The sequence below is a fragment of the Streptomyces sp. NPDC091649 genome, assembly GCF_044756785.1.
Lineage (GTDB): Bacteria > Actinomycetota > Actinomycetes > Streptomycetales > Streptomycetaceae > Streptomyces.
The window spans coordinates 39574-64673 of the sequence record NZ_JBIVTR010000015.1; the positions used below are offsets into that span (position 1 = coordinate 39574).

Genomic DNA, 25100 nt, shown 5'->3' on the forward strand with positions numbered 1-25100 from the left:
GTCCGTCCGGACCTCTGCTTCACAAGCCCTGGGACGTCATGCAGATTCGCGACCTTCCGTATTCGGATCCCGGCGACCCCGATGTCCGTTCGGGCCCACGCTTCCTGTACTGGCTGGGGCGCAACCAGCTCGCGGGGCAGCTGAAGGCCCTCTCCTGGGGGCTGCTGCACCAGTTGGGCATCGCCGGTCTCCCGGTCACCGTGGGTCTCGCCGTCCAGGCCGTCATCGACCGCTCGGGGGAGCGGCTCGCGTTGGCCGGCGGCCTCATCGTGGCCCTCGGCGTCCTGATCGCCGTCGGCGACACCATGCTCCACCGGACCGCCGTGACCAACTGGATCACCGCCGCCGCCCGCGTCCAGCAACTGCTCGCCCGCAAGACCGCCGAGCTGGGCTCGGCGCTGACGCGACGCGTCGCGGCCGGCGAGGTCGTCGCCGTCTCGACCGGCGACGTGGAGAAGATCGGCTGGTTCGTCGAGGCGCTCTCCCGCTTCGCCGCGGCCGCCACCGCCCTCGTGGTGATCTGCGTGGGGCTGGCCTTCTACCTCCCGTCCCTCGGCGTGCTCGTGGCGCTCGCCATGCCGGTGCTCGCCCTGGCCGTGCTGCCGTTGCTGCCGCGCGCCACCCGGCGCGCCGACGAGCAGCGCGACAAGGCCGGCAAGGCCACCGAACTGGCCTCGGACACGGTCGCCGGACTGCGCGTGCTGCGCGGTATCGGCGGCGAGGAGCTGTTCCTCGGCCGCTACCGCCGCGCCTCCCAGGAGGTCCGCACGGCGGCGGTGCGCTCCGCCCGGATGTGGGCGCTGATCTCGGCGGTGCAGGTGCTGCTGCCGGGCATCCTGCTGATCTCCCTGGTCTGGTACGGGGCGACGCTGGCCCGGGACGGCCGCATCGACGTCGGCCAGCTGGTCACCGTCTACAGCGCGGCCACCCTGATGCTGTTCCCCCTCCGTCACTTCGAGGAGATCGCGATGGCCTACTCCTTCTCGCGGCCCTCCGCCCAGCGTGCGGTGCGGGTGCTGTCGCTGCGCCGCAGTTCGCGGGAGGCCACCGTCGAGGGTGTGACGCCCTCGGGCGATCTGTACGACCCGGCGACCGGCCTGATGGCCCCCCGGGGGCAGTTCACCGCCGTCGTCTGCGGCGATCCGGACGAGGCCGGCCTGCTGGCCGAACGGCTCGGCGGGCACGCGGAGACCGGCGAGGAGGACGGGGGCGACGGGAAGACGGCGGCTGCGCAGACGCCGTCGGTCCTGCTCGGCGCGGTCGCCCTGGACGAGATCCCGCTGGACGCCGCACGGGCCGCGGTGCTGGTCCAGGACAAGGACCCGGTGCTGCTGTCCGGCACGCTCCAGGAGCTGCTGGACGTCCCGGCCTCGGGCCTGGTCACCGCCGAGGCGGCGTTGGAGGCGGCCCAGTGCGGTGATGTGCTCAGCGCCCTGGCGCAGGCGTCCCCCGACAACGAGGGCGACCCGATGCGGACCCGGATCACCGAGCGCGGACGGTCCCTGTCCGGCGGCCAGCGCCAGCGCCTCGCGCTGGCCCGGTCCCTGGTCACCGACCCGGAGGCGCTGGTGCTGGACGAGCCGACCTCGGCGGTCGACTCGCACACCGAGGCGCGGGTCGCCGCCGGAATCGCGAAGCTGCGCCGGGGCCGTACGACGGTGGCGTTCGCCTCGTCGCCGTTGCTGCTCGACGCCGCCGACCGGGTGGTCCTCGTCCACGAGGGCACCGTGGTCGCCGTGGGCGCACACCGCGATCTGCTGCGCACCGAACCGCGCTACCGGGCGGTCGTCACCCGGGAGACGGACGAGGAGGCGGCGGCGTCGGCCCCGCACACCATGACGGACATCGAGACCGCCGTCCCGGCCATGAAGAGCATCCAGGAAATCGAGGAGAGGGCATGATCGGCGTCGCACCCCCGGGGTACGACCCCGCGGCCCCGGAGTCGGCGACGACGCTGCCCGTGGGCACGCCGGCGACCGTGCGGAGTTACGTACGGAGTCTGCTGCGCCGGCACCGCAGGGCGTTCGTCGTCCTGGTCGCGGTCAACGCGGTGGCGGTGATCGCCTCGATCACCGGTCCGTATCTGCTGGGCGGGCTGGTGGAGGACCTTTCGAACGGCGTCACCGACCTGCACCTGGAACGCACCGCGGCGATCTTCGCCCTGGCGCTGGTCGTCCAGACCCTCTTCACCCGCAGTATGCGGCTGCGCGGGGCGATGCTGGGCGAGGAGATGCTCGCGGACTTGCGCGAGGACTTCCTCGTACGGTCCGTCGGGCTGCCGCCCGGGGTCCTGGAGCGGGCCGGGACGGGCGATCTGCTGTCCCGGATCACCACGGACATCGACCGGCTGGCGAACGCGATGCGCGAGGCCGTGCCGCAGTTGGCGATCGGCATCGTGTGGGCCGGTCTGCTGCTGGGCGCAATGACGGTGACCGCTCCGCCGCTGGCGCTGGCCGTGCTGGTCGCGCTGCCGGTGCTGATCGTGGGCTGCCGCTGGTACTTCCGCCGCGCCCCCTCGGCGTACCGTTCGGAGGCCGCCGGTTACGCGGCCGTCGCCGCGATGCTCGCGGAGACCGTGGACGCCGGGCGGACCGTGGAGGCGCACCGCCTCGGCGGCCGCCGGGTGGCGCTGTCGGACCGGCGGATCACGGAATGGACGGCCTGGGAGCGGTACACGCTGTTCCTGCGCTCGGTGCTGTTCCCCGTCATCAACGCGACGTACGTGACGATCCTCGGCGCGGTCCTGCTGCTCGGCGGCTGGTTCGTGCTGGAGGGCTGGATCACGGTCGGGCAGCTGACGACGGGTGCGCTGCTGGCCCAGATGATGGTCGACCCGATCGGTCTGATCCTGCGCTGGTACGACGAACTCCAGGTGGCCCAGGTGTCGCTGGCCCGGCTGGTCGGCGTCCGGGAGATCGAGCCGGACGCGGGTGACGCCGGGGTCGGGCCGGACGGCCGGGACGTCCGGGCGGACGACGTCCGCTTCGGGTACCGGGAAGGCGTCGACGTGCTGCACAAGGTGTCGCTCGACGTGGCTCCGGGCACCCGGATCGCCCTCGTCGGCCCTTCCGGCGCGGGCAAGTCCACGCTCGGCCGTCTGCTGGCGGGCATCTACGCGCCGCGCACCGGTGAGGTGACGCTCGGCGGGGCGGAGCTGTCGCGGATGACGGCGGAACGGGTCCGCGAGCATGTGGCCCTGGTCAACCAGGAGCACCACGTCTTCGTCGGTTCGCTCCGGGACAACCTGCTGCTGGCCCGTGACGGGGCGAAGGACGCGGAGCTGTGGGCGTCGCTGGCCGCGGTCGACGCGGACGGCTGGGCGAAGGCCCTGGAGAAGGGGCTGGACACCGAGGTCGGGTCGGGCGGGTTCGCGCTGACTCCGGCACAGGCTCAGCAGATCGCGCTGGCCCGGCTCGTGCTGGCCGATCCGCACACGTTGGTGCTGGACGAGGCGACCTCGCTGCTGGACCCGCGGGCCGCGCGTCACCTGGAGCGTTCCCTGGCCGGGGTGCTGGAGGGCCGCACGGTGGTGGCGATCGCGCACCGGCTGCACACCGCGCACGACGCGGATGTGATCGCGGTCGTGGAGGACGGCCGGATCAGCGAACTGGGCAGCCATGACGAGCTGGTGGCGGCGGACGGCGCGTACGCCTCGCTGTGGCGGTCCTGGCACGGGTGAGCGGCTGCGGTACGTCCCCCGCGGCTAGCGGGCCGTTCGGGTGGGGTCGGGCTGGAGGAGCTGGTCGACGGGCGCGTAGTCGTCGGTGAGCGCCCGGGCGTCCCCGGTCCAGGAGGCGAGGGCGTCGCCGGTGGCGATCTTCCAGCCGACGTCCCGGGCGTCCAGGGCCGCCTGGACCGCCGGGGCGTCGACCGGCCGGCGGGAGGCGGCCACCACCAGGTTGCCGCCCACGGACGACGCGGACGGGTCGAGCCCGATGTCCGCGGGCTTTCCGAGGAGGGCGACGTACGGGAAGGTCTCGGCGAGGGTGGCGACCTCGGCGCGTGCGAAGGCCAGTTCGCCGTGGTCGATGAGGTTGGCGACGTACAGGCCGTCGTCGTCGAGGACCCGGCGTACGTCGCGCAGCGCCTGTGCCGTCGTCAGGTGCCACGGCACGCTGACGCCCCCGAAGGCGTCACCGACGACCAGGTCGTGGCTGCCCGCCTCCAGTCTGCGCAGACCCAGCCGGCCGTCCTCCACGCGTACGTCGATACCGGTCGACCCTCCCAGGCCGAGCCGGTCGCGGTCGATGCGCACGACTCCGCCGTCGATCTCGGAGACCAGGCTGCGGGTCCCGGGGCGTGACGCGGCGAGGTAGCGGGGGAAGGTGAGGCCGCCGCCCCCGATGTGGTGGGCGGTCAGCGGCTCGCCCTCGGGAAAGGCGGTGTCGACCACCGAGGCGATGGCTCGCACGTACGCGAACTTCAGGTGCGAGGGGTCCTCGACGTCGACGTAGGAGTGGCTCAGGCCGTCGAGGACGAGCGTGCGACCGCTGTCCCGGTCGGGGTCCGCGACGACCCGGGCGCAGTGGTAGCGGGTCTCCGCGTCGCAGCCGCCGGGGGCGAACGCGGTGGCGAGGGAGCCGGCGACGACCGCGGCGAGCGCCACGGCCGAGGCGCGCCTCCAGCGCCGGGCCCGCCATCCGGCCAGCGCGGCGCCGGCCACCAGCAGGGCACCGAGGCCGATCAGGATGGAGCTGACGGGCAGCCGCGAGATCAGGACGAATCCGGTGAGGACGGTGCCGACGATGGCGCCGAAGGTGCCCACGCCCGACAGGCGCCCGACGACCGTGCCGGTCTCGGCGAGGCTGGTGAGCCGCAGCTTCGTCACGAACGGCGTCACCGCGGAGAGCAGGGCGCCGGGGATCAGCAGGGTCGCCGAGGCGACCAGCAGGAGCAGCGCCGGGGACCACTGAGCGGTGGTGCGCAGCAGAAGTGGGGTGAGCGCGACGACCACGCCCGACACGCCGAGCGCCGGGGCGATGAGCCGGTGCGGGTCGATCCGGTCCGCGACGCGCCCGCCCAGCCAGGAGCCGAGCGCGATGGCGGTGAGGGCGATGCCGATCACCATCGTGCTGGTTTCCAGGGTGAGGCCGAGGTACGGGGCCAGAAGCCGCAGGGCGACGATCTCGACCACCAGGACCGCGGCCGAGGATCCGAACACGAGGACGCCCGCGGCCCGGGGGCCCAGTCCGTGATCGCCGGGCGGGCAACCGGCTGTGGAAGGGGCGTCGGCCACGGGCGAGGAGGGCGATGTGGTCACCGCAGCATCCTCGCACGGGGCAACGGCCCAGCTCCCGTCGTCCCGGGCGCAGCGGGGGCGGTACACCGGCCCGTCGACGCCCCGGCGGGCGGGTTCCCGGCGCGGGCGCCGACCGCGCTCGCCCCGGCGAGCGGGCCCCCGTTCACCCCTGCCGGGAGGCGGATGCCGGGCCGTCCGGTGAGGATGAGGGTGAATCACCCGGAAAACGGGGCAGGCGAGCGCAGAACCACGCAAGCCCGAGAAGGGACGCAGACCGTGGCACCACCCAGGATTCTCGTTGTCGGCGCCGGCTTCGCAGGCGTCGAGTGCGTACGCCGCCTGGAGCGCAGGCTCGCTCCGGGAGAGGCCCAGATCACGCTCGTCACACCGTTCTCCTACCAGCTGTATCTGCCGCTGCTCCCCCAGGTGGCCTCCGGGGTGCTCACACCCCAGTCGGTGGCGCTGTCGCTGCGCCGCAGCCGCCGTCACCGCACCCGGATCGTGCCGGGCGGGGCGATCGGCGTGGACACCAAGGCCAAGGTCTGCGTGATCCGGAAGATCACGGACGAGATCGTCAACGAGCCGTACGACTACATCGTGCTGGCCGCGGGCAGCGTCACCCGGACCTTCGACATCCCCGGTCTGCTCGACCACGCCCGCGGGATGAAGACGCTGGCCGAGGCCGCGTACATCCGCGACCACGTCATCTCCCAGCTGGATCTGGCCGATGCCAGCCAGGACGAGGCCGAGCGGGCCTCCCGGCTCCAGTTCGTGGTGGTCGGCGGCGGTTACGCGGGCACGGAGACGGCGGCCTGCCTCCAGCGCCTCACCACCAACGCCATCAAGCACTATCCGCGGCTGGACCCGAGGCTGATCAAGTGGCATCTGATCGACATCGCGCCCAAACTCATGCCGGAGCTGGGCGACAAACTGGGGAACGCCGCCCTGGAGGTGCTCCGCAAGCGGAACATCGAGGTCTCGCTCGGCGTCTCGATCGCCGAGGCGGGACCGGAGGAGGTCACGTTCACCGACGGCCGGGTGCTGCCCTGCCGGACCCTCATCTGGACCGCCGGTGTGGCCGCCAGCCCCCTGATCGCCACCCTCGGCGCGGAGACGGTACGCGGTCGGCTCGCGGTGACCCCGCAGCTGAAACTGCCGGGTTCGGAAGGGGTGTTCTCGCTCGGCGACGCGGCCGCGGTGCCCGACCTGGCCAAGGGCGACGGCGCGGTCTGCCCGCCTACCGCGCAGCACGCGATGCGCCAGGGCCGCGTGCTGGCGGACAATCTGATCGCCTCGCTGCGTCATCAGCCGCTCCGGGACTACGAGCACAAGGACCTGGGGCTCGTCGTGGACCTCGGCGGCACGGACGCCGTCTCCAAGCCGCTGGGCATCGAACTGCGCGGGCTGCCCGCGCAGGCGGTGGCGCGGGGCTACCACTGGTCGGCGCTGCGGACGAACGTCGCCAAGACCCGGGTCATGACGAACTGGATGCTGAACGCGGTCGCCGGTGACGACTTCGTACGGACCGGGTTCCAGTCCCGCAAGCCGGCGACGCTGCGGGACTTCGAGTACACGGACGCCTATCTCACGCCCGAGCAGATCAAGGAGCACACGGCGGCGACGGTCATCAAGCACTGAGCGCCGGCGCCGTGTGAGCGCGCCCCGTGTCCGCGGGGCGCGCTCACCGCTGCCGGGACAGGACCGTCTCCACGGTGTCCGCCTCCCGCGCGGTCTTGTCCTCCCGGTAGCGCAGGACGCGGGCGAACCGGAGGGCGACCCCGGCGGGGTAGCGGGTGGAGCGCTGGAGTCCGTCGTAGGCGATCTCCACGACGAGTTCCGGGCGCACGGTGACGACGTGGCCGTCGTCGTCGGTCGCCAGCTCCGCCAACCGCTCGGTCTGCCAGTCCAGCAGGGCGTCCGTGAGCCCCTTGAACGTCTTGCCGAGCATCGCGAACGTGCCGTCGGGCCGGCGGGCGCCCAGGTGCAGGTTGGAGAGCTTGCCGGTGCGCCGGCCGCTGCCCCGCTCGACGGCCAGCACCACCAGGTCCAGGGTGTGCACGGGCTTCACCTTCAGCCAGGACGCGCCCCGGCGGCCCGCGCTGTAGGCGGCGGACAGGTCCTTGACGACGACGCCCTCGTGGCCGCGTTCCAGGGTGTCGGCGAGGAACGCGTCGGCCGCCGCGCGGGCCGTGGGGTCGTCCGGGTCGGCGACGAGGGCGCGCCGGACGCGCAGGTGCTCGGGAAGGAGCCGGGCGAGGGCCTCGTGGCGGTCGGTGAAGGGCAGGTCGAGCAGGTCCACGTCGTCGACGAGAAGCGCGTCGAAGAAGACGGGGACGACGGGCACGTGCGCGGCCGCCCCGGCCACGTCCCGCCGCGAGCCCACCCGGGACGCCGTCTCCTGGAACGGCCGGGGCCTGCCGTCCTCCCCCAGCGCGATCACCTCGCCGTCGAGGACGAAGCGGCCCGCGTCGAGTCCGGCGACCGCCGTGACGAGTTCGGGGAGCCGGTCGGTGATGTCGTCGAGTGTCCGGGTGTAGGCACGGACGTCGTCCCCGTCCCGGTGGACCTGGACGCGGATTCCGTCCAGCTTCTCCTCGACCGCGCAGGGGCCCAGTTCGCCGAGGGCCTCACCGACCGAGGCGGCGCTCCGGGCGAGCATCGGCTGGACGGGCCGCCCGACGGTGAGACGGAAGGCGGCGAGCGCCTCCGGGCCTTCCGCGAGGAGGACGGGGGCGACGTCCTGGAGCGATCCGGCGAGCATCACGGCCCGCCGGACGTCGGCGGGCGGTGCTCCGGCGGCGTGCGCCAGGGCGTCCGCGGCGACGGCGTCCAGGGCGCCTTGGCGTACCTCGCCGGTGAGCAGGGCCCACAGGAAGCGCTGCTCGTCGGCGGTGGCCGCGGCGAACAGATCGCGCAGGCGGCTCCGGCGCCGGGCCTGGGACCCCGGGCCGGAGGTGGCGGCGAGGGCGGTCAGCTCGGCGTCGACGCCGGTGACGGTGAGCGTGGGCCGGGGGGCGGGTTCCACCGGGTCCCCCAGGCTCCGGCGGCCCACGCCGATGCGGCCCTGGGGCAGCCGCCCGGCGAGGTACGGGATGACGACGGGCACGTCCTCGGGTCCGGCGTCCCGGAAGAGGCCGGCGAGGAGCGCCACCTTGCGGGACCGGGCGGAGGTGGCGGCGACCTCCAGGGACACCTGGGCGAGCTCGGCGAGCAGCATGGTGCCATGGTGCTACGGGCGGGGCCGCGATGCCCGCCCACGAGGGGCGCGGGGCGTCATATGTAGTTGAGGGCGGCGGCGCCGCCCACTCCCCCGAGGACCATGAAGGCCGGCATCAGCACCTTCATCTCCACCCAGCTGCCCGCCCGGAACCGCATGAACTTGGGAGGGCCGAGCGGGTACCAGCGCTTGCGGCCGATCGGGATGGGCCACAGGATCGGGCAGCCCGAGACGGTGAGCGCGTCGCCGATGTCGTGGACCAGGGCGCCGAGCACGATCGGCAGACCGAGCCAGAGGTACTCCTGGCCGGGTGCGTCGAACAGCCAGTCGGCCCCCTTGCCGGGCTGGTCCAGGACGCCCGCGAGGATCCAGGCGCTGGTGGCGCCGAGCAGCCAGACGAGGACGTCGCTGGAGACCCGGGCGGCCCGCCACAGCAGGCCCTCGACCGCGAGCACGAGGTGGACGAAGAGGATCGCCAGAACGGCCCAGCGTCCGCCGAAGACCGCCGCGGCGGAAGCGCCGCCGCCGATGAGGACGGCCCAGAGCCAGGTGTGCGTCAGCGTCCGGTGGCCGCCGGTGCGGCGGGGGTCGCCGGCGCCCCTGGTGGCCTTGTAGACGGCGTAGGAGAGCTTGTCGACGACTTCGCAGAGCGTTTTGGAGACGGGTCCGAAGGCACGCGAGATGGTCGCGGACTTGTGGTCGAGGTCGGGGGCGAGCGCGGCGCCCGCGCAGATCAGCGCCCCGACGACGAGGACGGGCCAGGGCATCGCGTGGCCCGCGGCGGCGGCCGCCGCGCCCACCCCCAGCCAGGCCGCTGCCCCTGACAGAGAGTGTGCCGGTCCCATCATGGTCTTTTCCCGCCCCCAGTACGCGCGCGCCCATCACCGGTACGGCGCGGGCAGGTTGAGAGCGCAGCGTATCGTCCGTGATCTTCGTGCCCTCGGCCGGTTCCCTCATCCGGGCGGAAGACAGGCAAGATGGGGGGTGTGACCCTCATCGACCAGCTGCCCAAGACCCCCGACCCGGACGCCCTCTTCGAGGCGTTCTCCTCATGGACCGAGAGCCAGGGCATCACCCTCTATCCGGCTCAGGAGGAAGCACTGATCGAGGTGGTCTCCGGGGCGAACGTGATCCTCTCCACCCCGACCGGCTCCGGAAAGAGCCTGGTGGCGGCCGCCGCCCACTTCACGGCGCTGGCGCAGGACAAGGTCACCTTCTACACCGCGCCGATCAAGGCGCTGGTGTCGGAGAAGTTCTTCGACCTGTGCAAGCTCTTCGGCACCGAGAACGTCGGCATGCTCACCGGCGACGCGTCGGTCAACGCGGACGCCCCGGTGATCTGCTGTACGGCCGAGGTGCTGGCCTCCATCGCGCTGCGCGACGGCAAGTACGCCGACATCGGCCAGGTCGTGATGGACGAGTTCCACTTCTACGCCGAGCCGGACCGGGGCTGGGCCTGGCAGATCCCCTTGCTGGAACTGCCGCAGGCCCAGTTCGTGCTGATGTCCGCGACGCTCGGCGACGTCGCGATGTTCGAGAAGGACCTGACCCGCCGCACCGGCCGCCCCACCTCCGTCGTGCGCTCCGCGACCCGCCCGGTCCCGCTCAGTTACGAATACCGCTTCACGCCGATCACCGAGACGCTGACCGAGCTGCTGGACACCCGGCAGTCGCCGGTCTACATCGTGCACTTCACGCAGGCGGCGGCCGTGGAGCGGGCGCAGTCGCTGATGAGCATCAACATGTGCACGAAGGAGGAGAAGGAGAAGATCGCCGATCTGATCGGCAGCTTCCGCTTCACCACCAAGTTCGGCCAGAACCTCTCCCGTTACGTGCGCCACGGCATCGGGGTGCACCACGCGGGGATGCTGCCCAAGTACCGCCGTCTGGTGGAGAAACTGGCCCAGGCGGGTCTGCTGAAGGTGATCTGCGGCACGGACACGCTCGGCGTCGGTGTCAACGTCCCCATTCGCACGGTGCTGTTCACGGCTCTCACCAAGTACGACGGCACCCGGGTGCGGACCCTCCGCGCGCGGGAGTTCCACCAGATCGCCGGCCGGGCCGGGCGGGCCGGGTTCGACACGGCCGGATTCGTCGTGGCGCAGGCCCCCGAGCACGTCATCGAGAACGAGAAGGCCGTCAAGAAGGCGGGCGACGACCCGAAGAAGAAGCGCAAGGTGGTCCGGAAGAAGGCCCCGGAGGGCTTCGTCTCCTGGTCGGAGACCACGTTCGACAAGCTGATCACCTCGGAACCCGAGCCGCTGAGCTCGCGCTTCCGGGTCACGCACACGATGCTGCTGGCGGTCATCGCCCGGCCGGGCAACGCGTTCGAGGCGATGCGGCATCTGCTGGAGGACAACCACGAGCCGCGCCGGGCGCAGCTGCGGCACATCCGGCGGGCCCTCGCCATCTACCGCTCGCTGCTGGACGGCGGCGTGGTGGAGCGGTTGGAGACGCCGGACGCCGAGGGCCGTATCGTGCGGCTGACGGTCGACCTCCAGCAGGACTTCGCGCTCAACCAGCCGCTGTCGACGTTCGCGCTGGCCGCGTTCGACCTGCTGGACGCCGAGTCCCCCTCGTACGCGCTGGACATGGTCTCGGTCGTCGAGTCGACGCTCGACGATCCCCGGCAGATCCTGGCCGCGCAGCAGAACAAGGCGCGCGGCGAGGCCGTGGGCCAGATGAAGGCGGACGGGGTCGAGTACGAGGAGCGGATGGAACTGCTCCAGGACGTCACGTATCCGAAGCCGCTGAGCGAGCTGCTGTGGCACGCCTACGACGTGTACCGCACGAGCCACCCGTGGGTGAACGACCACCCGGTGTCGCCGAAGTCGGTGATCCGGGACATGTTCGAGCGGGCCATGACCTTCACGGAGTTCACCTCGCACTACGAGCTGGCCCGGACCGAGGGCATCGTGCTGCGGTATCTGGCGAGCGCGTACAAGGCGCTGGAGCACACGATCCCGGACGACGTGAAGTCGGAGGACCTCCAGGACCTGATCTCCTGGCTCGGCGAGATGGTGCGCCAGGTGGACTCCAGTCTGCTGGACGAATGGGAGCAGCTGGCCAACCCCGAGGTGCAGACCGCCGAGCAGGCGCAGGAGCGGGCGGACGAGGTCAAGCCGGTCACCGCCAACACTCGTGCCTTCCGGGTGCTGGTCCGCAACGCGATGTTCCGCCGGGTGGAGCTGGCCGCGCTGGACCGGGTCCGGGACCTGGGCGAGCTGGACGGCGACGCCGGGTGGGACGAGGACGAGTGGGGCGAGGCGCTGGACGCGTACTGGGACGCGCACGAGGAGATCGGCACCGGTCCCGACGCGCGCGGTCCGAAGCTGCTGAAGATCGATGAGGACCCGGCGCACGGGCTGTGGCGGGTCTGGCAGGCGTTCGCCGACCCGGCGGGCGACCACGACTGGGGCATCAAGGCGGAGGTGGACCTCGCCGCGTCGGACGAGGAGGGCCGCGCGGTCGTCCGGGTCACCGAGGTGGGCCAGCTGTGAGCGGACCGGCTGAGCAAGCGGAAGAAGCGGGGAGCGACCGTATGACGAATCCGGCCGAGCTGCTGGTCGACCTGCTCGACCTGGAGCGGATCGAGGTCAACATCTTCCGCGGCCGCAGTCCCGAGGAGTCCCTGCAACGGGTCTTCGGCGGGCAGGTCGCGGGTCAGGCGCTGGTGGCGGCGGGCCGGACCACCGACGGGGAGCGGCCGGTGCACTCGCTGCACGCCTACTTCCTGCGGCCGGGGCGTCCCGGGGTGCCGATCGTCTACCAGGTGGAGCGGGTCCGGGACGGCCGGTCCTTCACCACCCGGCGGGTGACGGCCGTCCAGGAGGGCCGGACGATCTTCAACCTGACGGCGTCCTTCCACCGCCCCGAGGAGGCGGGCTTCGAGCACCAGTTGCCGCCGGCCCGGATCGTCCCGGACCCGGAGGAGCTGCCGACGGTCGCCGAGGAGGTGCGTGAGCACCTGGGGGCGCTGCCCGAGGCGCTGGAGCGGATGGCCCGGCGGCAGCCCTTCGACATCCGCTACGTCGACCGGCTGCGCTGGACGCACGACGAGATCACGGACGCCGATCCGCGCAGCGCGGTGTGGATGCGGGCGGTGGGCCCGCTGGGCGACGACCCCCTGGTGCACACCTGCGCGCTGACGTACGCGAGCGACATGACGCTGCTGGACGCGGTCCGTATCCCGGTGGAGCCGCTGTGGGGTCCGCGCGGGTTCGACATGGCCTCGCTGGACCACGCCATGTGGTTCCACCGGCCGTTCCGCGCGGACGAGTGGTTCCTGTACGACCAGGAGTCCCCGATCGCCACGGGCGGCCGGGGCCTGGCGCGGGGGCGGATCTACGACCGTTCGGGGCAGCTGCTGGTGTCGGTGGTGCAGGAGGGGCTGTTCCGGCGACTGGAGCAGTAGGCCCGCCGCGGTTCAGGTGCCGGGCAGCGGGTCCTGGTCGACCTCGTGGCGGCGGGTGCGGATGTCCGGCGGCGCGGGGTGCAGCTTGGCGTCGCAGGACGGGCCGAGGCCGGCGCGCCGCGAGCCGGCTCCGGTGAGGGGCCGGCCGCAGAGGCGGCAGCGGACGAGAGGGCGGCCCTCGGGCCGGCTGTCGTCGGCCGCCGTGCCCGGCGGGGCGGGGCGCGCCGGGGCGCTGTCGGCCCCGGGCAGCGGTTCGAGGAAGGCGTCGGCGGTGTCCACGCCCCGATCCTCCCAGTACGGCTCCGTGGCCGCCCGCGGGGGCGGTGTCGGCCCGGCTCGTGGCCGCCCGGGCGGCGCCGCGTCACGGGCGCGGGCCTCGGCCTCCGGCGGGACGCGGCTGCGCGGGTCCCGCCGGGCTTCCGGTTTGCCGTACGGGGCCGCGGCCGCGTTACTGGAGTGAGCCCCGGGCCGTCGGCCGGGCGGAGCTCCGTCCGACAGAGCAGGGAGCCGCGGAGGTGCCGGGATGGACATGATCCACATCCGCGCGGTGAGCCCGCCGGACCTGACCGACGAGGTCGTCGCCCTGCTCTCGGACGACCCCTGTGTGCTCGATCTCATCGTCCTGCGCGACGTCGCGCGCAATCCGGACGGCGACTCGATCGCGTGCGACGTGCTGACGGGGGCGGCGAACGACGTGTTGCGCCGCCTGCGCGCCGTCCGGCTCGACCAGCGCGGTTCCCTCGTCATCGAGCCCGTCGACATGGCCTTCTCCGGCAGGGCCGCCGAGGGCGGCCGGCGCGAGCTGGGGCCGCTGAGCCGGGCGCCCGTCTGGGAGCAGGTCGAGGCACGCATCAGGGCCGGCGGGCGCTACCCGCCGAGCTTCTATCTCTACCTGGTCGTCGCCGGGCTGATCGGTTCGGTCGGGATCGTCACCAACTCGCCGATCTTGATCGTGGCGGCGATGGTCGTCGGACCGGAGTACGGAGCCATCGTCAGCGTGGCGCTGGGGATCGACCGGGCCCACCCGGCCATGGTGCGCGGCGGGCTGGCCGCCCTGGGGGCAGGTTTCCTCCTCACCATGGCCGTCACCTTCCTCTTCGCCCTCTTCATCCGGGGCTTCGGGCTCCAGTCGGAGGCGTTCGACCAGGGGCTGCGCCCCGTCTCCCACCTCATCGACACGCCGAACTTCCTCTCGGTCGCCGTCGCCATCCTGGCCGGGATCGTCGGGATCGTGTCGCTCACCGAGGCCCGGACGAGCGCGCTGCTCGGTGTGTTCATCTCCGTGACGACGATCCCGGCCGCCGCGGACGTCGCCGTGTCGACGGCGTTCACCAGTTGGTCCGACGTACGGGGTTCGGCCATCCAGCTCGTGGTGAACATCCTGGTCCTGATCGTCGTGGGCACCGCCACGCTGAAGACCCAGCGGGCGGTGTGGCGGAGAGTCGGCCTCCGGCGGGACCGCGACCGCCGCCTCGCCCGAGGGGACTGACGGACCCGGGACGGGGTACCTCCCGTTCCGGAAGCGGCGGCGGCGCTTCCGCCGTCCCGGAGTCGCACCGCCCGAACGGGTGGACGGCCCGGTGGGGGGGTGGCCGCCACCGGGTTGACGCGCACCGTGCACCCTGGAGACAGTCTCCGCCCCGGGGCCGTACGGTCCCCCCGAATCCCGCTCTGATCCCGCCCTGTGAAAGGACTCCCGCCCATGACCGAGATCGTCCACGTGTCCGCCCCCGAGCTGGTCACGTACGCCGACGACCTGGCCTGCCTCCTGGTCGAGACCGTCGAGGAGGGGGCCTCGGTGGGCTTCCTGGCCCCGCTGGACCGGGAGACGGCCGCCGCCTGGTGGCGTGAGCGCGCCCTCGACGTGGAGGCCGGGCGGGTCGGCATCTGGATCGCCCGGGAGGGCGGCCGGGTCTCCGGGACGATCGCCCTGGTCCGCGCTCCGCTGCCGAACGCCCGGCACCGCGCGGAGGTCGCCAAGTTGATGGTCCGTCCCTCGGCGCGCGGCCAGGGGCTCGGCGGGGCGCTGCTGTCCGCGGTCGAGGCGTACGCGGCGACCGAGGGCATCACGCTGCTGATCCTGGACACCGAGAGCGGCAGCCTGGCCGAGCAGGTCTACTGCAAGGCGGGTTGGACGAAGGTCGGGAGCGTACCGGGATACGCGGCGGATCCGGCGGGCAGCCTCAAGCCGACCACTTTCTACTACAAGGAGCTCGCCGCTCCGTGAGCGGCGGGCCGCACCATGGGCACCACCACGCAATGATCAGGGAGAGCTACATGACGCTGCACGACATTCCGCTGCGCACCCTCGCGGGCGAGCCGACCACGCTGGGCGCGTACGACGGCCGGGCCGTCCTCGTGGTGAACGTGGCCTCCAAGTGCGGTCTCACCCCGCAGTACGAGGGCCTGGAGCGGCTGCAGCAGACCTACGGGGACCGGGGCCTGACAGTGCTCGGCGTCCCGTGCAACCAGTTCGCCGGGCAGGAGCCGGGCAGCGCGGAGGAGATCCAGAGCTTCTGCTCGGCGACGTACGGGGTCACCTTCCCGCTGCTGGAGAAGACCGACGTCAACGGCGCGGACCGGCACCCGCTGTTCGTGGAGCTGACGAAGCTGGCGGACGCGGACGGGGAGGCCGGGGACGTCCAGTGGAACTTCGAGAAGTTCCTCCTCTCGCCGGCCGGCGAGCCGGTGGCCCGCATCCGTCCGCGCTCCGAGCCCGAGTCCGCGGAGGTCGTGGCGGCGATCGAGGCGCAACTGCCCGCCTGAGGGCGCGGAGAGGGGCCCGGGGCCTGACTCGTCCCGGGCCCTCGTCCGGCTCGCCGCTAGCGGATCGGCATGCCCGAGAGCGTGCGGGCGATCACCAGGCGCTGGATCTCGCTGGTGCCCTCGAAGATGGTGTAGATGGCCGCGTCGCGGTGCATGCGCTCGACCGGGTACTCGCGGGTGAAGCCGTTGCCGCCGAGGATCTGGATGGCCTGCGCGGTGACGTCCCGGGCGGTCTCGCTCGCGTACAGCTTGGACATGGAGCCCTCGGCCGAGGTGAACGGTTTTCCGGTGGTGGCCATCCAGGAGGCGCGCCAGACCAGCAGCCGGGCCGCGTCGATCCGGGTGCGCATGTCGGCGAGCTGGAAGGCGATGCCCTGGTTGTCGATGATCGGGCGGCCGAACTGACTGCGGGTCTTCGCGTAGTCGAGGGCCACCTCGTAGGCGGCGCGGGCGGTGCCCACGGCCATCGCGCCGACGGCCGGGCGGGACGCCTCGAAGGTGGCCATCGCCGCGTTCTTGACGCGTTCGCCGCCGGCCCTGGCGCGCTCGTGGGCGCGGGCGAGGCGCTCGTCGAGCTTGTCCTTGCCGCCGAGCAGGCAGTGTCCGGGGACGCGGACGTCCTCCAGGACCACCTCGGCGGTGTGGGAGGCGCGGATGCCGTGCTTCTTGAACTTCTGGCCCTGGGAGAGGCCGGGCGTGTTCGGCGGCACGATGAAGGAGGCGTGCCCCTTGGAGCCGATGTCGGGGTCGACGACGGCGACGACCACGTGGACGCCTGCGATGCCCCCGTTGGTGGCCCAGGTCTTGGTCCCGTTGAGGACCCACTCGTCCTTGGCCCCGTCGTAGACGGCCCGGGTCCGCATCGAGGCGACGTCCGACCCGGCGTCGGGCTCGGAGGAGCAGAAGGCGGCGACCTTCACGTCGTCGGGGTCGCCGTACATCTGCGGGATCCAGGTGCCGATCTGCTCCTCGGTGCCGTTGGCGAGGACGCCGACGGCCGCCAGGCCGGTACCGACGATCGACAGGGCGATGCCCGCGTCGCCCCAGAAGAGCTCTTCCATGGCCATGGGGATGCCGAGCCCCGTAGGGTCGAAGAACTGCTGGGCGTAGAAGTCCAGGGAGTAGATGCCGACCTTGGCCGCTTCCTGGATGACGGGCCAGGGAGTCTCCTCACGCTCGTCCCACTCCGCGGCGGCGGGGCGGATGACATCCGCCGCGAAACCGTGGAGCCAGTCCCTGACCTGCTTCTGGTCATCGTTGAGCTCAAGCGTGAACTCGGCCATGTTTCCCCTCCAGGGACTGCGACGAAAACCATGCGTTACTTGCGGTAACCACAGTCTGTTACCGGCAAGTAGGTACTGTCAACCGCCTGGCGCCCGATCAAACGCCCTCGCTGTGGAGTGTTACGTTGCGCGGGCGTGCAGAGGCGGTGCGACGGCATCGCGTGGCCAGGGGTGGGAGAGACGACATGGAGACCGCACGAAGCGCCGAGCGACAGCGGACCGCGGCCGAGCGCCGTCGCCGCGAGTTGCTGGAAGCGGCGGACCGGGTGGTGCTCAGAGACGGGCCGCAGGCATCGATGAACGCCATCGCCGCCGAGGCCGGGATCACCAAACCCATCCTCTACCGCCACTTCGGCGACAAGGGCGGCCTCTACCGCGCCCTCGCCAAGCGCCACACCGACGCGCTGCTCAGCGCCCTGCGAGCCGCCCTGGACGCTCCCGCCGACCGACGGGAGCGGGTGGAGTCCACGCTCGACACCTACCTCGCCGCGATCGAGGCCCGCCCGCAGGTCTACCGCTTCCTGATGCACCCGTCCGACAGCGCCGACGCCGCCCCCTCCCCCGAGCAGGGCTTCGACGTCGGCCGGCACTCCGCCCCGCTGCTGCGCCGCCTCGGCGAGGAGCTGGGCCAGGTGATCGCCGAGCGGGTCGACCTGGGCCCGGACAGCGAGCAGATGGCACGCATCTGGGGACACGGGATCGTCGGCATGATGCACGCGGCGGGCGACTGGTGGCTCGGCGACCGGCCCTGCTCGCGCGAGCGGCTGGTGAGCAGCCTGGCCGATCTGCTGTGGGGCAGGCTCTCGGAGACGGGCGACCGCCGGGGCGGGCCGGGCTTCTGACCCGCCCGGGCTCCCGGCCCGGCGCTCGGCCCCTTCCGCGGCCAGGACTTCCGGAGTCCGTCCGGCTCCGCCCCGTGGCCTGGCCCGGAGCGAGAGCAGGAGGCTCGCCGGCTCCTGGCCGGGCCCGATTCCGCGAGCGGGCACTCAGCCCCGACGCGCCCAGGGCGCACGCCGCGCGGCGCGCAGCGCGCGGGTGCGCCGCAACCCGGTCAGCCGGTCGGTGTAGACGGTGCCCTCCAGGTGGTCGCACTCGTGCTGGAGGCACCGGGCGAACCACCCAGTCCCGGCGATCCGCACCGGCTCGCCGGTCATCGTGAGGCCCTCGACGACCGCGTGGTCGAAGCGTTCCGTGCCCGCTTCCAGGCCGGGAAGTGACAGACAGCCCTCCGGTCCGCGTACGGTGAGTCCGTCCGCCTCGACCAGTTCGGGATTGACCACGTGTCCCAGATGGCGGACGTCGTCGTCGTCCGGGCAGTCGTAGACGAACACCCTGAGCGGGACGCCGACCTGATTGGCGGCGAGCCCGACACCCTGTGCGGCGTACATCGTGGCGAACATGTCCTCGACCAGTCTCGCCAGCGACGGGCCGAAATCCGTGACGTCCTCGCAGGCGCGGTGGAGCAACGGGTCGCCGAGCAGGCTCATCTCACGGACGAGTCCGGAACTGCCGGGGATCGGGCGGTTTCGCATGGCGACCAGCCTACGTTCCGCCGGGGCCGGGGAGTTCCGTGGTGCCGCGGTGCGGTCGCCGCGCCGGACATCGATAGGCTGGGCGCGGACCGATGCAAGGAGGATCTAGGACGATGGCAGGCAACACGGAGCCGTTGTCGCCGCGGGCCAAACTGGCCGTGACGGCGGGCAAGGCCGCGGCGGCGGTGTCACGCGCCGCGGGGCGGGGCAGCGGATCGGTGATCGGCGGCCGGGTGGCGCTCAAGCTCGACCCCGACCTGCTGGGGCGGCTGGCGCAGCACCTGGACGTGATCCTCGTGTCGGCGACGAACGGCAAGACGACGACCACCCGGCTGATCGCCGAGGCGCTGGGGGCCGCCGGGCCCGTCGTGTCGAACGCACTAGGCGCGAACATGCCCGCGGGCATCACCTCGGCGCTGGCCGGCGGCTCGGACGCGAAGTTCGGCGTGATCGAGGTCGACGAGAAGTATCTGGCGGGGGTCGCCCGCGACACCACGCCCAAGGCGATCGCCCTGCTCAACCTCTCCCGCGACCAGCTGGACCGCGCGGCGGAGACCCGGATGATGGCCGAGCACTGGCGTGAGGGCCTGTCGGGCTCGAAGGCCGTGATCATCGCGAACGCGGACGACCCGCTGGTCGTCTGGGCGGCCTCCTCCTCGGCCAACGTGGTGTGGGTCGCGGCCGGCCAGGCGTGGAAGGACGACGCCTGGTCCTGCCCGTCCTGCGGCGGTGTGATGCAGCGGCCGGGCGACGACTGGTTCTGCGGGCAGTGCGGCTTCCGCCGCCCCGCCCCGAGCTGGGCGCTGAACGGCGACTACGTCCTGGACCCGCACGGCTCGGCCTGGCCGATCCACCTCCAGCTGCCGGGCCGCGCGAACAAGGCGAACGCCACGAGCTCGGCGGCCGTGGCCGCCGTCTTCGGGGTGCCGCCGCAGGTCGCGCTGGAGCGGATGTACCAGGTGCAGGCGGTGGCCGGACGCTATGACGTCGTCACCTTCCAGAACCGTGAGCTGCGTCTGCTGCTGGCGAAGAACCCGGCCGGCTGGCTGGAGACGTTCTCACTGATCGACCCGCCGCCGACGCCGGTGATCCTCTCGGTGAACGCCCGCGGCGCGGACGGCACGGACACCTCCTGGCTGTGGGACGTGGACTACACCCAGCTGGCCGACCACCCGATCTTCGTGCTCGGCGACCGGAAGCTGGACCTCGCGGTCCGCCTCGAAGTGGCCGGCCTCGACTTCCGGGTCTGCGAGACGCTCGACGAGGCCGTGCAGCACGCCCCGCCCGGCCGTATCGAGGTCATCGCCAACTACACCGCCTTCCAGGATCTGCGCCGTCGTGTCGGCAACTGACCCCGGCCCCGGCCACCTCCGGAGAGGACGAAGCATGAGCAACAACGGTCTGCGTCTGGTCTGGGTCTACCCCGACCTGCTCAGCACCTACGGCGACCAGGGCAACGCCCTGGTCGTGGAGCGGCGGGCCCGTCAGCGCGGTCTGGACGTGCAGCGCGTCGACGTGCGCAGCGACCAGCCGGTGCCGACGTCCGGCGACGTCTACCTGATCGGCGGCGGTGAGGACCGGCCGCAGCGCCTCGCGGCCGAGCGGCTGCGCCGCGACGGCGGGCTGAGCCGGGCCGCTTCCAACGGTGCGATCATCTTCTCGGTCTGCGCGGGGTACCAGATCCTCGGGCACGAGTTCGTCAACGACCTCGGCGAGCGCGAGGCCGGTCTCGGTCTGCTCGACGTTGTCTCCACGCGCGGCGAGGGAGCGCGGTGCGTCGGCGACGTACTGGCGGACATCGACCCGCACCTCGGCCTGCCGCAGCTGACCGGGTTCGAGAACCACCAGGGCGTCACCCATCTCGGCCCGACGGCACGGCCGTTGGCCCGGGTGCAGTTCGGCCGGGGGAACGGCACCGGGGACGGCACGGAGGGCGCGTACAACGACACGGTCTTCGGGACGTACATGCACGGTCCGGTGCTGGCCCGCAATCCGCAGATCGCCGATCTCCTGCTGAAGCTCGCCCTCGACGTGAACGCGCTGCCGCCGACCGACGACCGCTGGTACGACGCCCTGCGCGCCGAGCGGATCGCGTCGGCGACACAGCCCGTCTGATGAGGGGTTTTCCGCTCGGTTGAGCGGAGTCCAGCAGGCGGACGGCCGGTTCGGTCCCGCCACCCTGCGCCGGTAGGGTGGCGGGGATCCAACCGGACGACGTGGTCCGGTCGTCAACCCACGTTGCAAAGGTTCTCGGGCCATGCGCATTGGCGTACTCACCTCCGGTGGCGACTGCCCCGGCCTCAACGCCGTCATCCGTTCCGTCGTGCACCGTGCGGTGGTGGACCACGGCGACGAGGTCATCGGCTTCCACGACGGCTGGAAGGGCCTGCTGGAGTGCGACTACCGCAAGCTCGACCTTGACGCGGTGGGCGGCATCCTGGCCCGCGGCGGCACGATCCTCGGCTCCTCCCGGGTCCAGCCCGCACATCTGCGCGACGGCGTGGAGCGCGCCCGCGGCCATGTCGCGGACCTCGGCCTGGACGCCATCATCCCGATCGGCGGTGAGGGCACGCTCAAGGCCGCGAACCTGCTCTCCGAGGCCGGTCTCCCGATCGTCGGCGTCCCCAAGACCATCGACAACGACATCGCCTCCACCGACGTCACCTTCGGTTTCGACACCGCCGTCGGCGTCGCCACCGAGGCGCTGGACCGGCTGAAGACCACCGCCGAGTCGCACCAGCGGGTGCTGATCGTCGAGGTGATGGGCCGTCACACCGGCTGGATCGCCCTGCACTCCGGCATGGCCGCCGGAGCCCACGCCATCGTGGTGCCCGAGCGCCCCTTCGACATCGACGAGCTGAGCGAGCTGGTCGGCAGGCGCTTCTCGGCGGGCAAGAAGTTCGCCATCGTGGTGGTCGCCGAGGGTGCGAAGCCGCGCGCCGGCTCCATGCAGTTCGAGCAGGGCGTCAAGGACGTCTACGGCCACGAGCGGTTCGCCGGGGTGGCCACGCAGCTCTCCGGGGAGCTGGAGCAGCGGCTCGGCAAGGAGGCCCGCCCGGTCATCCTCGGCCACGTGCAGCGCGGTGGGACGCCGACCGCCTACGACCGGGTCCTGGCGACCCGGTTCGGCTGGCACGCGGTGGAGGCGGCGCACCGGAGCGAGTTCGGGATGCTGACCGCCCTGCGCGGCACCGACATCGTGATGGTCCCGCTGGCGGAGGCGGTCGAGACGCTGAAGACGGTCCCGGCCGAGCGTTACGCCGAGGCGGAGTGCGTGCTGTAGAGCGCCCGCGACACCAGATCCCCGGAACTGCCCCCGGCCGCGAACGCGGCCGGGGGCAGTTCTACTCTGGACCGGACAACCGGCACGAAACGGGGACGTGTCCCCATCGGGAGTGAACAGATGGATCACAGCGGGCACGGCATGAACATGGACCTGCCGCCGTTCACGCTGGGGCGGGGGCTGGAGCTGTCCGTCGACCCGTTCTTCCTGACCGGCTGCGTCCTGGCGCTCGCCCTGTACGGGTACGGCGTGGTGCGGCTGCGTCGGCGCGGGGACGGCTGGCCGGTGAACCGGACCGTGTTCTTCACCGTGGGCGTGCTGAGCATCGCGCTGGTGATGTGCACCAAGCTCAACGACTACGGCATGGTCATGTTCAGCGTGCACATGGTGCAGCACATGGTGATCAGCATGCTGTCGCCGATCCTGCTGCTCCTGGGCGCTCCGGTGACGCTGGCGCTGCGCGCGCTGCCCCCGGCCGGCCGGGGGCGGACCGGACCGCGGGAGCTGCTGCTGAAGCTGCTGCACAGCCGGTACATGAAGATCATCACGCACCCTGTGTTCACGATCCCGCTGTTCATCGCGAGCCTGTACGCGCTGTACTTCACGCCGATCTTCGACTTCCTGATGGGCTCCAAGCCCGGCCACATCGGGATGATGGTGCACTTCCTCGCCGTCGGTCTGGTCTTCTTCTGGCCGATCATGGGCGTGGACCCGGGTCCGCACCGCCCCGGGTACCTGATGCGGATGCTGGAGCTGTTCGCCGGGATGCCCTTCCACGCGTTCTTCGGGATCGCGCTGATGATGGCGTCGACGCCGATGGTGGAGACGTACCGCAACCCGCCCGCCTCGCTGGGCATCGACGCCCTGAGCGACCAGAACTGGGCGGGCGGCATCGCGTGGGCGTTCAGCGAGATCCCCTCCGTGCTGGTGCTGATCGCGCTGGTCTTCCAGTGGTACCGCTCCGAGCAGCGCACCGCCCGGCGCTCGGACCGGGCGGCAGACCGCGACGGTGACAAGGAGCTGGTGGCGTACAACGCCTATCTCGCGTCTTTGCAGGCGCGCGGACAGTAGCGCGGAGGGCGCGTACGGGGTGACCATGGGGACAACGGCCGCGCGGCCGACGAGGAGCGTGCGCGCATGTCCGGATCGACGAAGACCATGGGATACACGACCGTCGGGGCGCTGGTCGCGGTGACCGCTTACACCGTGGCGCTGGGAAGCAGCGGCTGGCTGTGGTTCGGCTGGGTGGTGCTGGGCCTGTGCACCCTCGGCATGCTGGCCACGCAGGACACCTGATCTCCGCGTCGGGTGACCACGCCTGAGGAGCCCGCAGGAGGGTACGAGCCCGGGAGACCGGTGGGTGATGTCTCTCCCGGGGCGCCGGGGCCCGGCCTGTGGGCCCCATCGTGACCTGGTAGTACGCAGCCCTTACGCCGACCCGGCAGAGCGAGGTGCACCCGCAAGGTGTTCTATTACGTGCTGAAATATGTCCTGCTGGGGCCCGTGCTACGGCTGCTGTTCCGGCCCCGCACCGAGGGCCTGGACAACATCCCGGAGGACGGCGCGGCGATCGTCGCGGGCAACCACCTCTCCTTCTCCGACCACTTCCTGATGCCGTCCATCATCAGGCGCCGCATCACCTTCCTGGCGAAGGCCGAGTACTTCACGGGCCCCGGGATCAAGGGCCGGCTCACGGCCGCCTTCTTCCGCAGCGCGGGACAGATCCCCGTGGACCGGTCGGGCAAGGACGCCGGGCAGGCGGCCATCCGCGAGGGGCTCGGCGTGCTGAGCAGGGGCGAACTGCTGGGGATCTACCCCGAGGGCACCCGGTCGCACGACGGCCGGCTCTACAAGGGGAAGGTCGGGGTCGCGGTGATGGCGATCACCGCGCAGGTGCCGGTGATTCCCTGCGCCATGGTCGGCACCTTCGAGATCCAGCCGCCCGGCCAGGTCGTACCGAAGATCAAGCGGGTCGCGATCCGCTTCGGCGAACCGCTGGACTTCTCCCGCTACGCGGGGATGGAGAACCAGAAGGCGGCGATCCGGGCCGTGACGGACGAGATCATGTACGCGATCCTCGGACTCTCCGGTCAGGAGTACGTGGACGCGTACGCGGCCGAGGTGAAGGCGGCCGAGGAGAAGGCGGCGCCGAGGAAGTTCCCGAAGCTGCGACGCTGACGGCGCATTCGCCACCAGCAGAGCGGCCTCGTCCCGGCACGGCCGCACCCCTAGCGTCGGGTTCATGAGCAAGGGACACGCATGGGTGCTGGGAGCGACGGGCCAGATCGGGCGGGCCGCGGTGCGGACGCTGACCGAGGACGGATGGGAGGTCACCGCCGCCTCGCGCGGCGGCGGCCGGGACGGACGGTGGGACGCCGGCGTCCGGGCGGTGGCGCTCGACCGGGACGAGGAGGGGGCCCTCGGCCGGGCGCTGGGCGACGGCTGTGACGTGCTGGTCGACATGGTGGCGTTCGGCGGCGCGCACGCCCGGCAGCTGACCGGGCTGGCCGGCCGGATCGGCTCGGCCGTGGTGATCTCCAGCGGGGCGGTGTACGAGGACGAGCGGGGCCGCAGCTTCGACACGCAGGCGGAGCCGGACGGCTTCCCCCGCTACCCGGTGCCGCTGCCGGAGACCCAGCGCACGGTGGCGCCGGGGAACGCCACGTACGGGACGCGGAAGGTGCTGCTGGAGCGGGAACTGCTGGCGGCGGGCGAGGCACTGCCGGTGACACTGCTGCGCGCGGGCGCGGTCCACGGCCGCACACCGCGCGAGCTGTACGTGGTCAAGCGCCTGGTCGACGGGCGCCGGCGCCGGGTGCTGGCGTACGGCGGGGAGAGCCGCTTCCACCCGCTGCACGTGTCCAACGCGGCGGAGCTGATCCGGCTGGCCGCGCGGCGGCCGGCGTCCCGGGTGCTCAACGCGGCCGATCCCGAGGCCCCCGCGGTCGCGGAGATCGCGTCGGCCATCGACGACGTGCTCGGGCGGGAGACGGAGACGGTGCTGATCGACGGCGCTTCCCCGGAGGGGCGTGTCGGGGTGACCCCGTGGAGCGGCGCCCACCCCGTGGTCTACGACATGACGGCCGCCGAGGAGCAGCTCGGGTACCGCCCGGTGACCGGGTACGTGGAGTCGCTGCCGGAAACGGTCGAGTGGCTCGCCGGGCAGCTGGCGGAGCGCGACTGGCGGGAGGCGTTCCCGAAGATGCTCGCCAACTACGGCGCCTGGCTCTTCGACTACGCGGCGGAGGACGCCTGGCTGGCGGCGCACGACCGGGGGCGGCGTTGAACGGCCCACCGCCCGGCCGGGCGGTGGGCGGCACGCGCCTTCGGTGACGGCTGGGACGCACGTGACACCGCCCCGCTCGC

At 72.3% G+C, this 25100-nt stretch carries 22 protein-coding genes; 16 read left to right on the plus strand and 6 right to left on the minus strand.

All coding sequences use genetic code 11. From position 1 onward, the window contains the following. Positions 1 to 38 precede the first annotated feature (38 nt). Positions 39 to 1901, plus strand: a complete 1863-nt coding sequence (locus ACIQMU_RS23375; protein WP_352242288.1) for an ABC transporter ATP-binding protein — start codon at positions 39 to 41, stop codon at positions 1899 to 1901. After that, positions 1898 to 3679 carry an ABC transporter ATP-binding protein gene (locus ACIQMU_RS23380; protein ID WP_402689610.1) on the plus strand — a complete coding sequence of 594 codons (1782 nt, stop codon included), beginning with the start codon at positions 1898 to 1900 and terminating at the stop codon, positions 3677 to 3679. Before ACIQMU_RS23375 ends, ACIQMU_RS23380 begins: the two co-directional genes overlap by 4 nt. A 24-nt stretch (positions 3680 to 3703) precedes the next feature. Here ACIQMU_RS23380 and ACIQMU_RS23385 read toward each other — a convergent pair whose 3' ends face one another. After that, positions 3704 to 5260, minus strand: coding sequence for a fused MFS/spermidine synthase (locus ACIQMU_RS23385; RefSeq protein WP_402689611.1), 1557 nt, complete (start codon positions 5258 to 5260; stop codon positions 3704 to 3706). Between the two features lie 255 nt (positions 5261 to 5515). On the opposite strand from ACIQMU_RS23385, the gene ACIQMU_RS23390 reads away from it, so the two are divergent. Further along, positions 5516 to 6877: an NAD(P)/FAD-dependent oxidoreductase gene (locus ACIQMU_RS23390; protein WP_356727300.1), complete on the plus strand. Its 1362-nt coding sequence runs from the start codon at positions 5516 to 5518 to the stop codon at positions 6875 to 6877. A 43-nt stretch (positions 6878 to 6920) separates the two neighbouring features. Here the strand turns inward: ACIQMU_RS23390 and ACIQMU_RS23395 are convergent, their stop codons facing one another. Both ACIQMU_RS23395 and ACIQMU_RS23400 read right to left on the minus strand, forming a co-directional pair. Continuing rightward, positions 6921 to 8456: an ATP-dependent DNA ligase gene (locus ACIQMU_RS23395; protein ID WP_352242284.1), complete on the minus strand. Its 1536-nt coding sequence runs from the start codon at positions 8454 to 8456 to the stop codon at positions 6921 to 6923. Positions 8457 to 8512: 56 nt separating this feature from the next. Further along, complete coding sequence (locus tag ACIQMU_RS23400) at positions 8513 to 9304, minus strand: metal-dependent hydrolase (RefSeq protein WP_352242283.1); 792 nt, start codon at positions 9302 to 9304, stop codon at positions 8513 to 8515. 138 nt (positions 9305 to 9442) lie between these two features. Here ACIQMU_RS23400 and ACIQMU_RS23405 point away from each other — a divergent pair, with 138 nt between their 5' ends. Both ACIQMU_RS23405 and ACIQMU_RS23410 read left to right on the plus strand, forming a co-directional pair. After that, positions 9443 to 11956, plus strand: coding sequence for a DUF3516 domain-containing protein (locus ACIQMU_RS23405; protein WP_352242282.1), 2514 nt, complete (start codon positions 9443 to 9445; stop codon positions 11954 to 11956). Between the two features lie 41 nt (positions 11957 to 11997). Further along, complete coding sequence (locus ACIQMU_RS23410; protein ID WP_352242281.1) at positions 11998 to 12870, plus strand: acyl-CoA thioesterase II; 873 nt, start codon at positions 11998 to 12000, stop codon at positions 12868 to 12870. 12 nt (positions 12871 to 12882) lie between these two features. On the opposite strand, the gene ACIQMU_RS23415 is transcribed toward ACIQMU_RS23410, so the two are convergent. After that, positions 12883 to 13149 (minus strand): DUF6011 domain-containing protein, encoded by a 267-nt coding sequence (locus ACIQMU_RS23415; protein ID WP_352242280.1) that lies wholly within the window; start codon positions 13147 to 13149, stop codon positions 12883 to 12885. Positions 13150 to 13393: 244 nt separating this feature from the next. Here ACIQMU_RS23415 and ACIQMU_RS23420 point away from each other — a divergent pair, with 244 nt between their 5' ends. The 3 genes from ACIQMU_RS23420 (at position 13394) to ACIQMU_RS23430 (ending at position 15636) form a co-directional block, all read left to right on the plus strand. Beyond that, positions 13394 to 14359 (plus strand): DUF389 domain-containing protein, encoded by a 966-nt coding sequence (locus ACIQMU_RS23420; RefSeq protein WP_352242279.1) that lies wholly within the window; start codon positions 13394 to 13396, stop codon positions 14357 to 14359. A 213-nt stretch (positions 14360 to 14572) separates the two neighbouring features. Beyond that, positions 14573 to 15097, plus strand: coding sequence for a GNAT family N-acetyltransferase (locus ACIQMU_RS23425; protein WP_402689612.1), 525 nt, complete (start codon positions 14573 to 14575; stop codon positions 15095 to 15097). A gap of 50 nt (positions 15098 to 15147) precedes the next feature. Continuing rightward, a complete protein-coding gene (locus ACIQMU_RS23430; RefSeq protein ID WP_352242277.1) occupies positions 15148 to 15636 on the plus strand; it encodes a glutathione peroxidase in 489 nt (162 codons plus the stop codon). 56 nt (positions 15637 to 15692) lie between these two features. On the opposite strand, the gene ACIQMU_RS23435 is transcribed toward ACIQMU_RS23430, so the two are convergent. Next, positions 15693 to 16919, minus strand: coding sequence for an acyl-CoA dehydrogenase family protein (locus tag ACIQMU_RS23435; protein WP_352242276.1), 1227 nt, complete (start codon positions 16917 to 16919; stop codon positions 15693 to 15695). Positions 16920 to 17104: 185 nt separating this feature from the next. On the opposite strand from ACIQMU_RS23435, the gene ACIQMU_RS23440 reads away from it, so the two are divergent. Then, on the plus strand, positions 17105 to 17761 hold the full coding sequence (locus ACIQMU_RS23440; RefSeq protein WP_352242275.1) for a TetR family transcriptional regulator: 657 nt from the start codon (positions 17105 to 17107) through the stop codon (positions 17759 to 17761). Between the two features lie 144 nt (positions 17762 to 17905). Here the strand turns inward: ACIQMU_RS23440 and def are convergent, their stop codons facing one another. Continuing rightward, entirely contained in the window at positions 17906 to 18451 is a 546-nt protein-coding gene (def, locus tag ACIQMU_RS23445; RefSeq protein ID WP_352242274.1) for a peptide deformylase, read from the minus strand. Positions 18452 to 18564: 113 nt separating this feature from the next. On the opposite strand from def, the gene ACIQMU_RS23450 reads away from it, so the two are divergent. The 7 genes from ACIQMU_RS23450 to ACIQMU_RS23480 all read left to right on the plus strand — a co-directional run bounded on the left by ACIQMU_RS23450 (position 18565) and on the right by ACIQMU_RS23480 (position 25020). Further along, entirely contained in the window at positions 18565 to 19803 is a 1239-nt protein-coding gene (locus ACIQMU_RS23450) for a MurT ligase domain-containing protein (protein WP_352242273.1), read from the plus strand. A 34-nt stretch (positions 19804 to 19837) separates the two neighbouring features. Continuing rightward, complete coding sequence (locus ACIQMU_RS23455; protein WP_352242272.1) at positions 19838 to 20566, plus strand: glutamine amidotransferase; 729 nt, start codon at positions 19838 to 19840, stop codon at positions 20564 to 20566. A gap of 142 nt (positions 20567 to 20708) precedes the next feature. Further along, on the plus strand, positions 20709 to 21734 hold the full coding sequence (locus ACIQMU_RS23460; RefSeq protein ID WP_352242271.1) for a 6-phosphofructokinase: 1026 nt from the start codon (positions 20709 to 20711) through the stop codon (positions 21732 to 21734). Positions 21735 to 21854: 120 nt separating this feature from the next. Continuing rightward, a complete protein-coding gene (locus ACIQMU_RS23465) occupies positions 21855 to 22805 on the plus strand; it encodes a cytochrome c oxidase assembly protein (RefSeq protein ID WP_352242270.1) in 951 nt (316 codons plus the stop codon). A gap of 66 nt (positions 22806 to 22871) precedes the next feature. Next, entirely contained in the window at positions 22872 to 23030 is a 159-nt protein-coding gene (locus ACIQMU_RS23470) for a hypothetical protein (RefSeq protein WP_033894103.1), read from the plus strand. Positions 23031 to 23198: 168 nt separating this feature from the next. Further along, positions 23199 to 23912 carry a lysophospholipid acyltransferase family protein gene (locus ACIQMU_RS23475; RefSeq protein ID WP_352242269.1) on the plus strand — a complete coding sequence of 238 codons (714 nt, stop codon included), beginning with the start codon at positions 23199 to 23201 and terminating at the stop codon, positions 23910 to 23912. 64 nt (positions 23913 to 23976) lie between these two features. Next, positions 23977 to 25020, plus strand: a complete 1044-nt coding sequence (locus tag ACIQMU_RS23480) for an NAD-dependent epimerase/dehydratase family protein (RefSeq protein WP_402689613.1) — start codon at positions 23977 to 23979, stop codon at positions 25018 to 25020. Positions 25021 to 25100 lie beyond the last annotated feature (80 nt).

What these genes read in the sequence shown, in the direction of transcription:
- ACIQMU_RS23455 (WP_352242272.1), top strand. Translation starts at nt 19,838, where the DNA reads ATGAGCAACAACGGTCTGCGTCTGGTCTGGGTCTACCCCGACCTGCTC.
- ACIQMU_RS23380 (WP_402689610.1), top strand. Translation starts at nt 1,898, where the DNA reads ATGATCGGCGTCGCACCCCCGGGGTACGACCCCGCGGCCCCGGAGTCG.
- ACIQMU_RS23410 (WP_352242281.1), top strand. Translation starts at nt 11,998, where the DNA reads ATGACGAATCCGGCCGAGCTGCTGGTCGACCTGCTCGACCTGGAGCGG.
- ACIQMU_RS23400 (WP_352242283.1), bottom strand. Translation starts at nt 9,304, where the DNA reads ATGATGGGACCGGCACACTCTCTGTCAGGGGCAGCGGCCTGGCTGGGG.
- ACIQMU_RS23375 (WP_352242288.1), top strand. Translation starts at nt 39, where the DNA reads ATGCAGATTCGCGACCTTCCGTATTCGGATCCCGGCGACCCCGATGTC.
- ACIQMU_RS23425 (WP_402689612.1), top strand. Translation starts at nt 14,573, where the DNA reads ATGACCGAGATCGTCCACGTGTCCGCCCCCGAGCTGGTCACGTACGCC.
- ACIQMU_RS23430 (WP_352242277.1), top strand. Translation starts at nt 15,148, where the DNA reads ATGACGCTGCACGACATTCCGCTGCGCACCCTCGCGGGCGAGCCGACC.
- ACIQMU_RS23470 (WP_033894103.1), top strand. Translation starts at nt 22,872, where the DNA reads ATGTCCGGATCGACGAAGACCATGGGATACACGACCGTCGGGGCGCTG.
- ACIQMU_RS23450 (WP_352242273.1), top strand. Translation starts at nt 18,565, where the DNA reads ATGGCAGGCAACACGGAGCCGTTGTCGCCGCGGGCCAAACTGGCCGTG.
- ACIQMU_RS23395 (WP_352242284.1), bottom strand. Translation starts at nt 8,456, where the DNA reads ATGCTGCTCGCCGAGCTCGCCCAGGTGTCCCTGGAGGTCGCCGCCACC.
- ACIQMU_RS23440 (WP_352242275.1), top strand. Translation starts at nt 17,105, where the DNA reads ATGGAGACCGCACGAAGCGCCGAGCGACAGCGGACCGCGGCCGAGCGC.
- ACIQMU_RS23420 (WP_352242279.1), top strand. Translation starts at nt 13,394, where the DNA reads ATGGACATGATCCACATCCGCGCGGTGAGCCCGCCGGACCTGACCGAC.
- def (WP_352242274.1), bottom strand. Translation starts at nt 18,451, where the DNA reads ATGCGAAACCGCCCGATCCCCGGCAGTTCCGGACTCGTCCGTGAGATG.
- ACIQMU_RS23480 (WP_402689613.1), top strand. Translation starts at nt 23,977, where the DNA reads ATGAGCAAGGGACACGCATGGGTGCTGGGAGCGACGGGCCAGATCGGG.
- ACIQMU_RS23465 (WP_352242270.1), top strand. Translation starts at nt 21,855, where the DNA reads ATGGATCACAGCGGGCACGGCATGAACATGGACCTGCCGCCGTTCACG.
- ACIQMU_RS23460 (WP_352242271.1), top strand. Translation starts at nt 20,709, where the DNA reads ATGCGCATTGGCGTACTCACCTCCGGTGGCGACTGCCCCGGCCTCAAC.
- ACIQMU_RS23435 (WP_352242276.1), bottom strand. Translation starts at nt 16,919, where the DNA reads ATGGCCGAGTTCACGCTTGAGCTCAACGATGACCAGAAGCAGGTCAGG.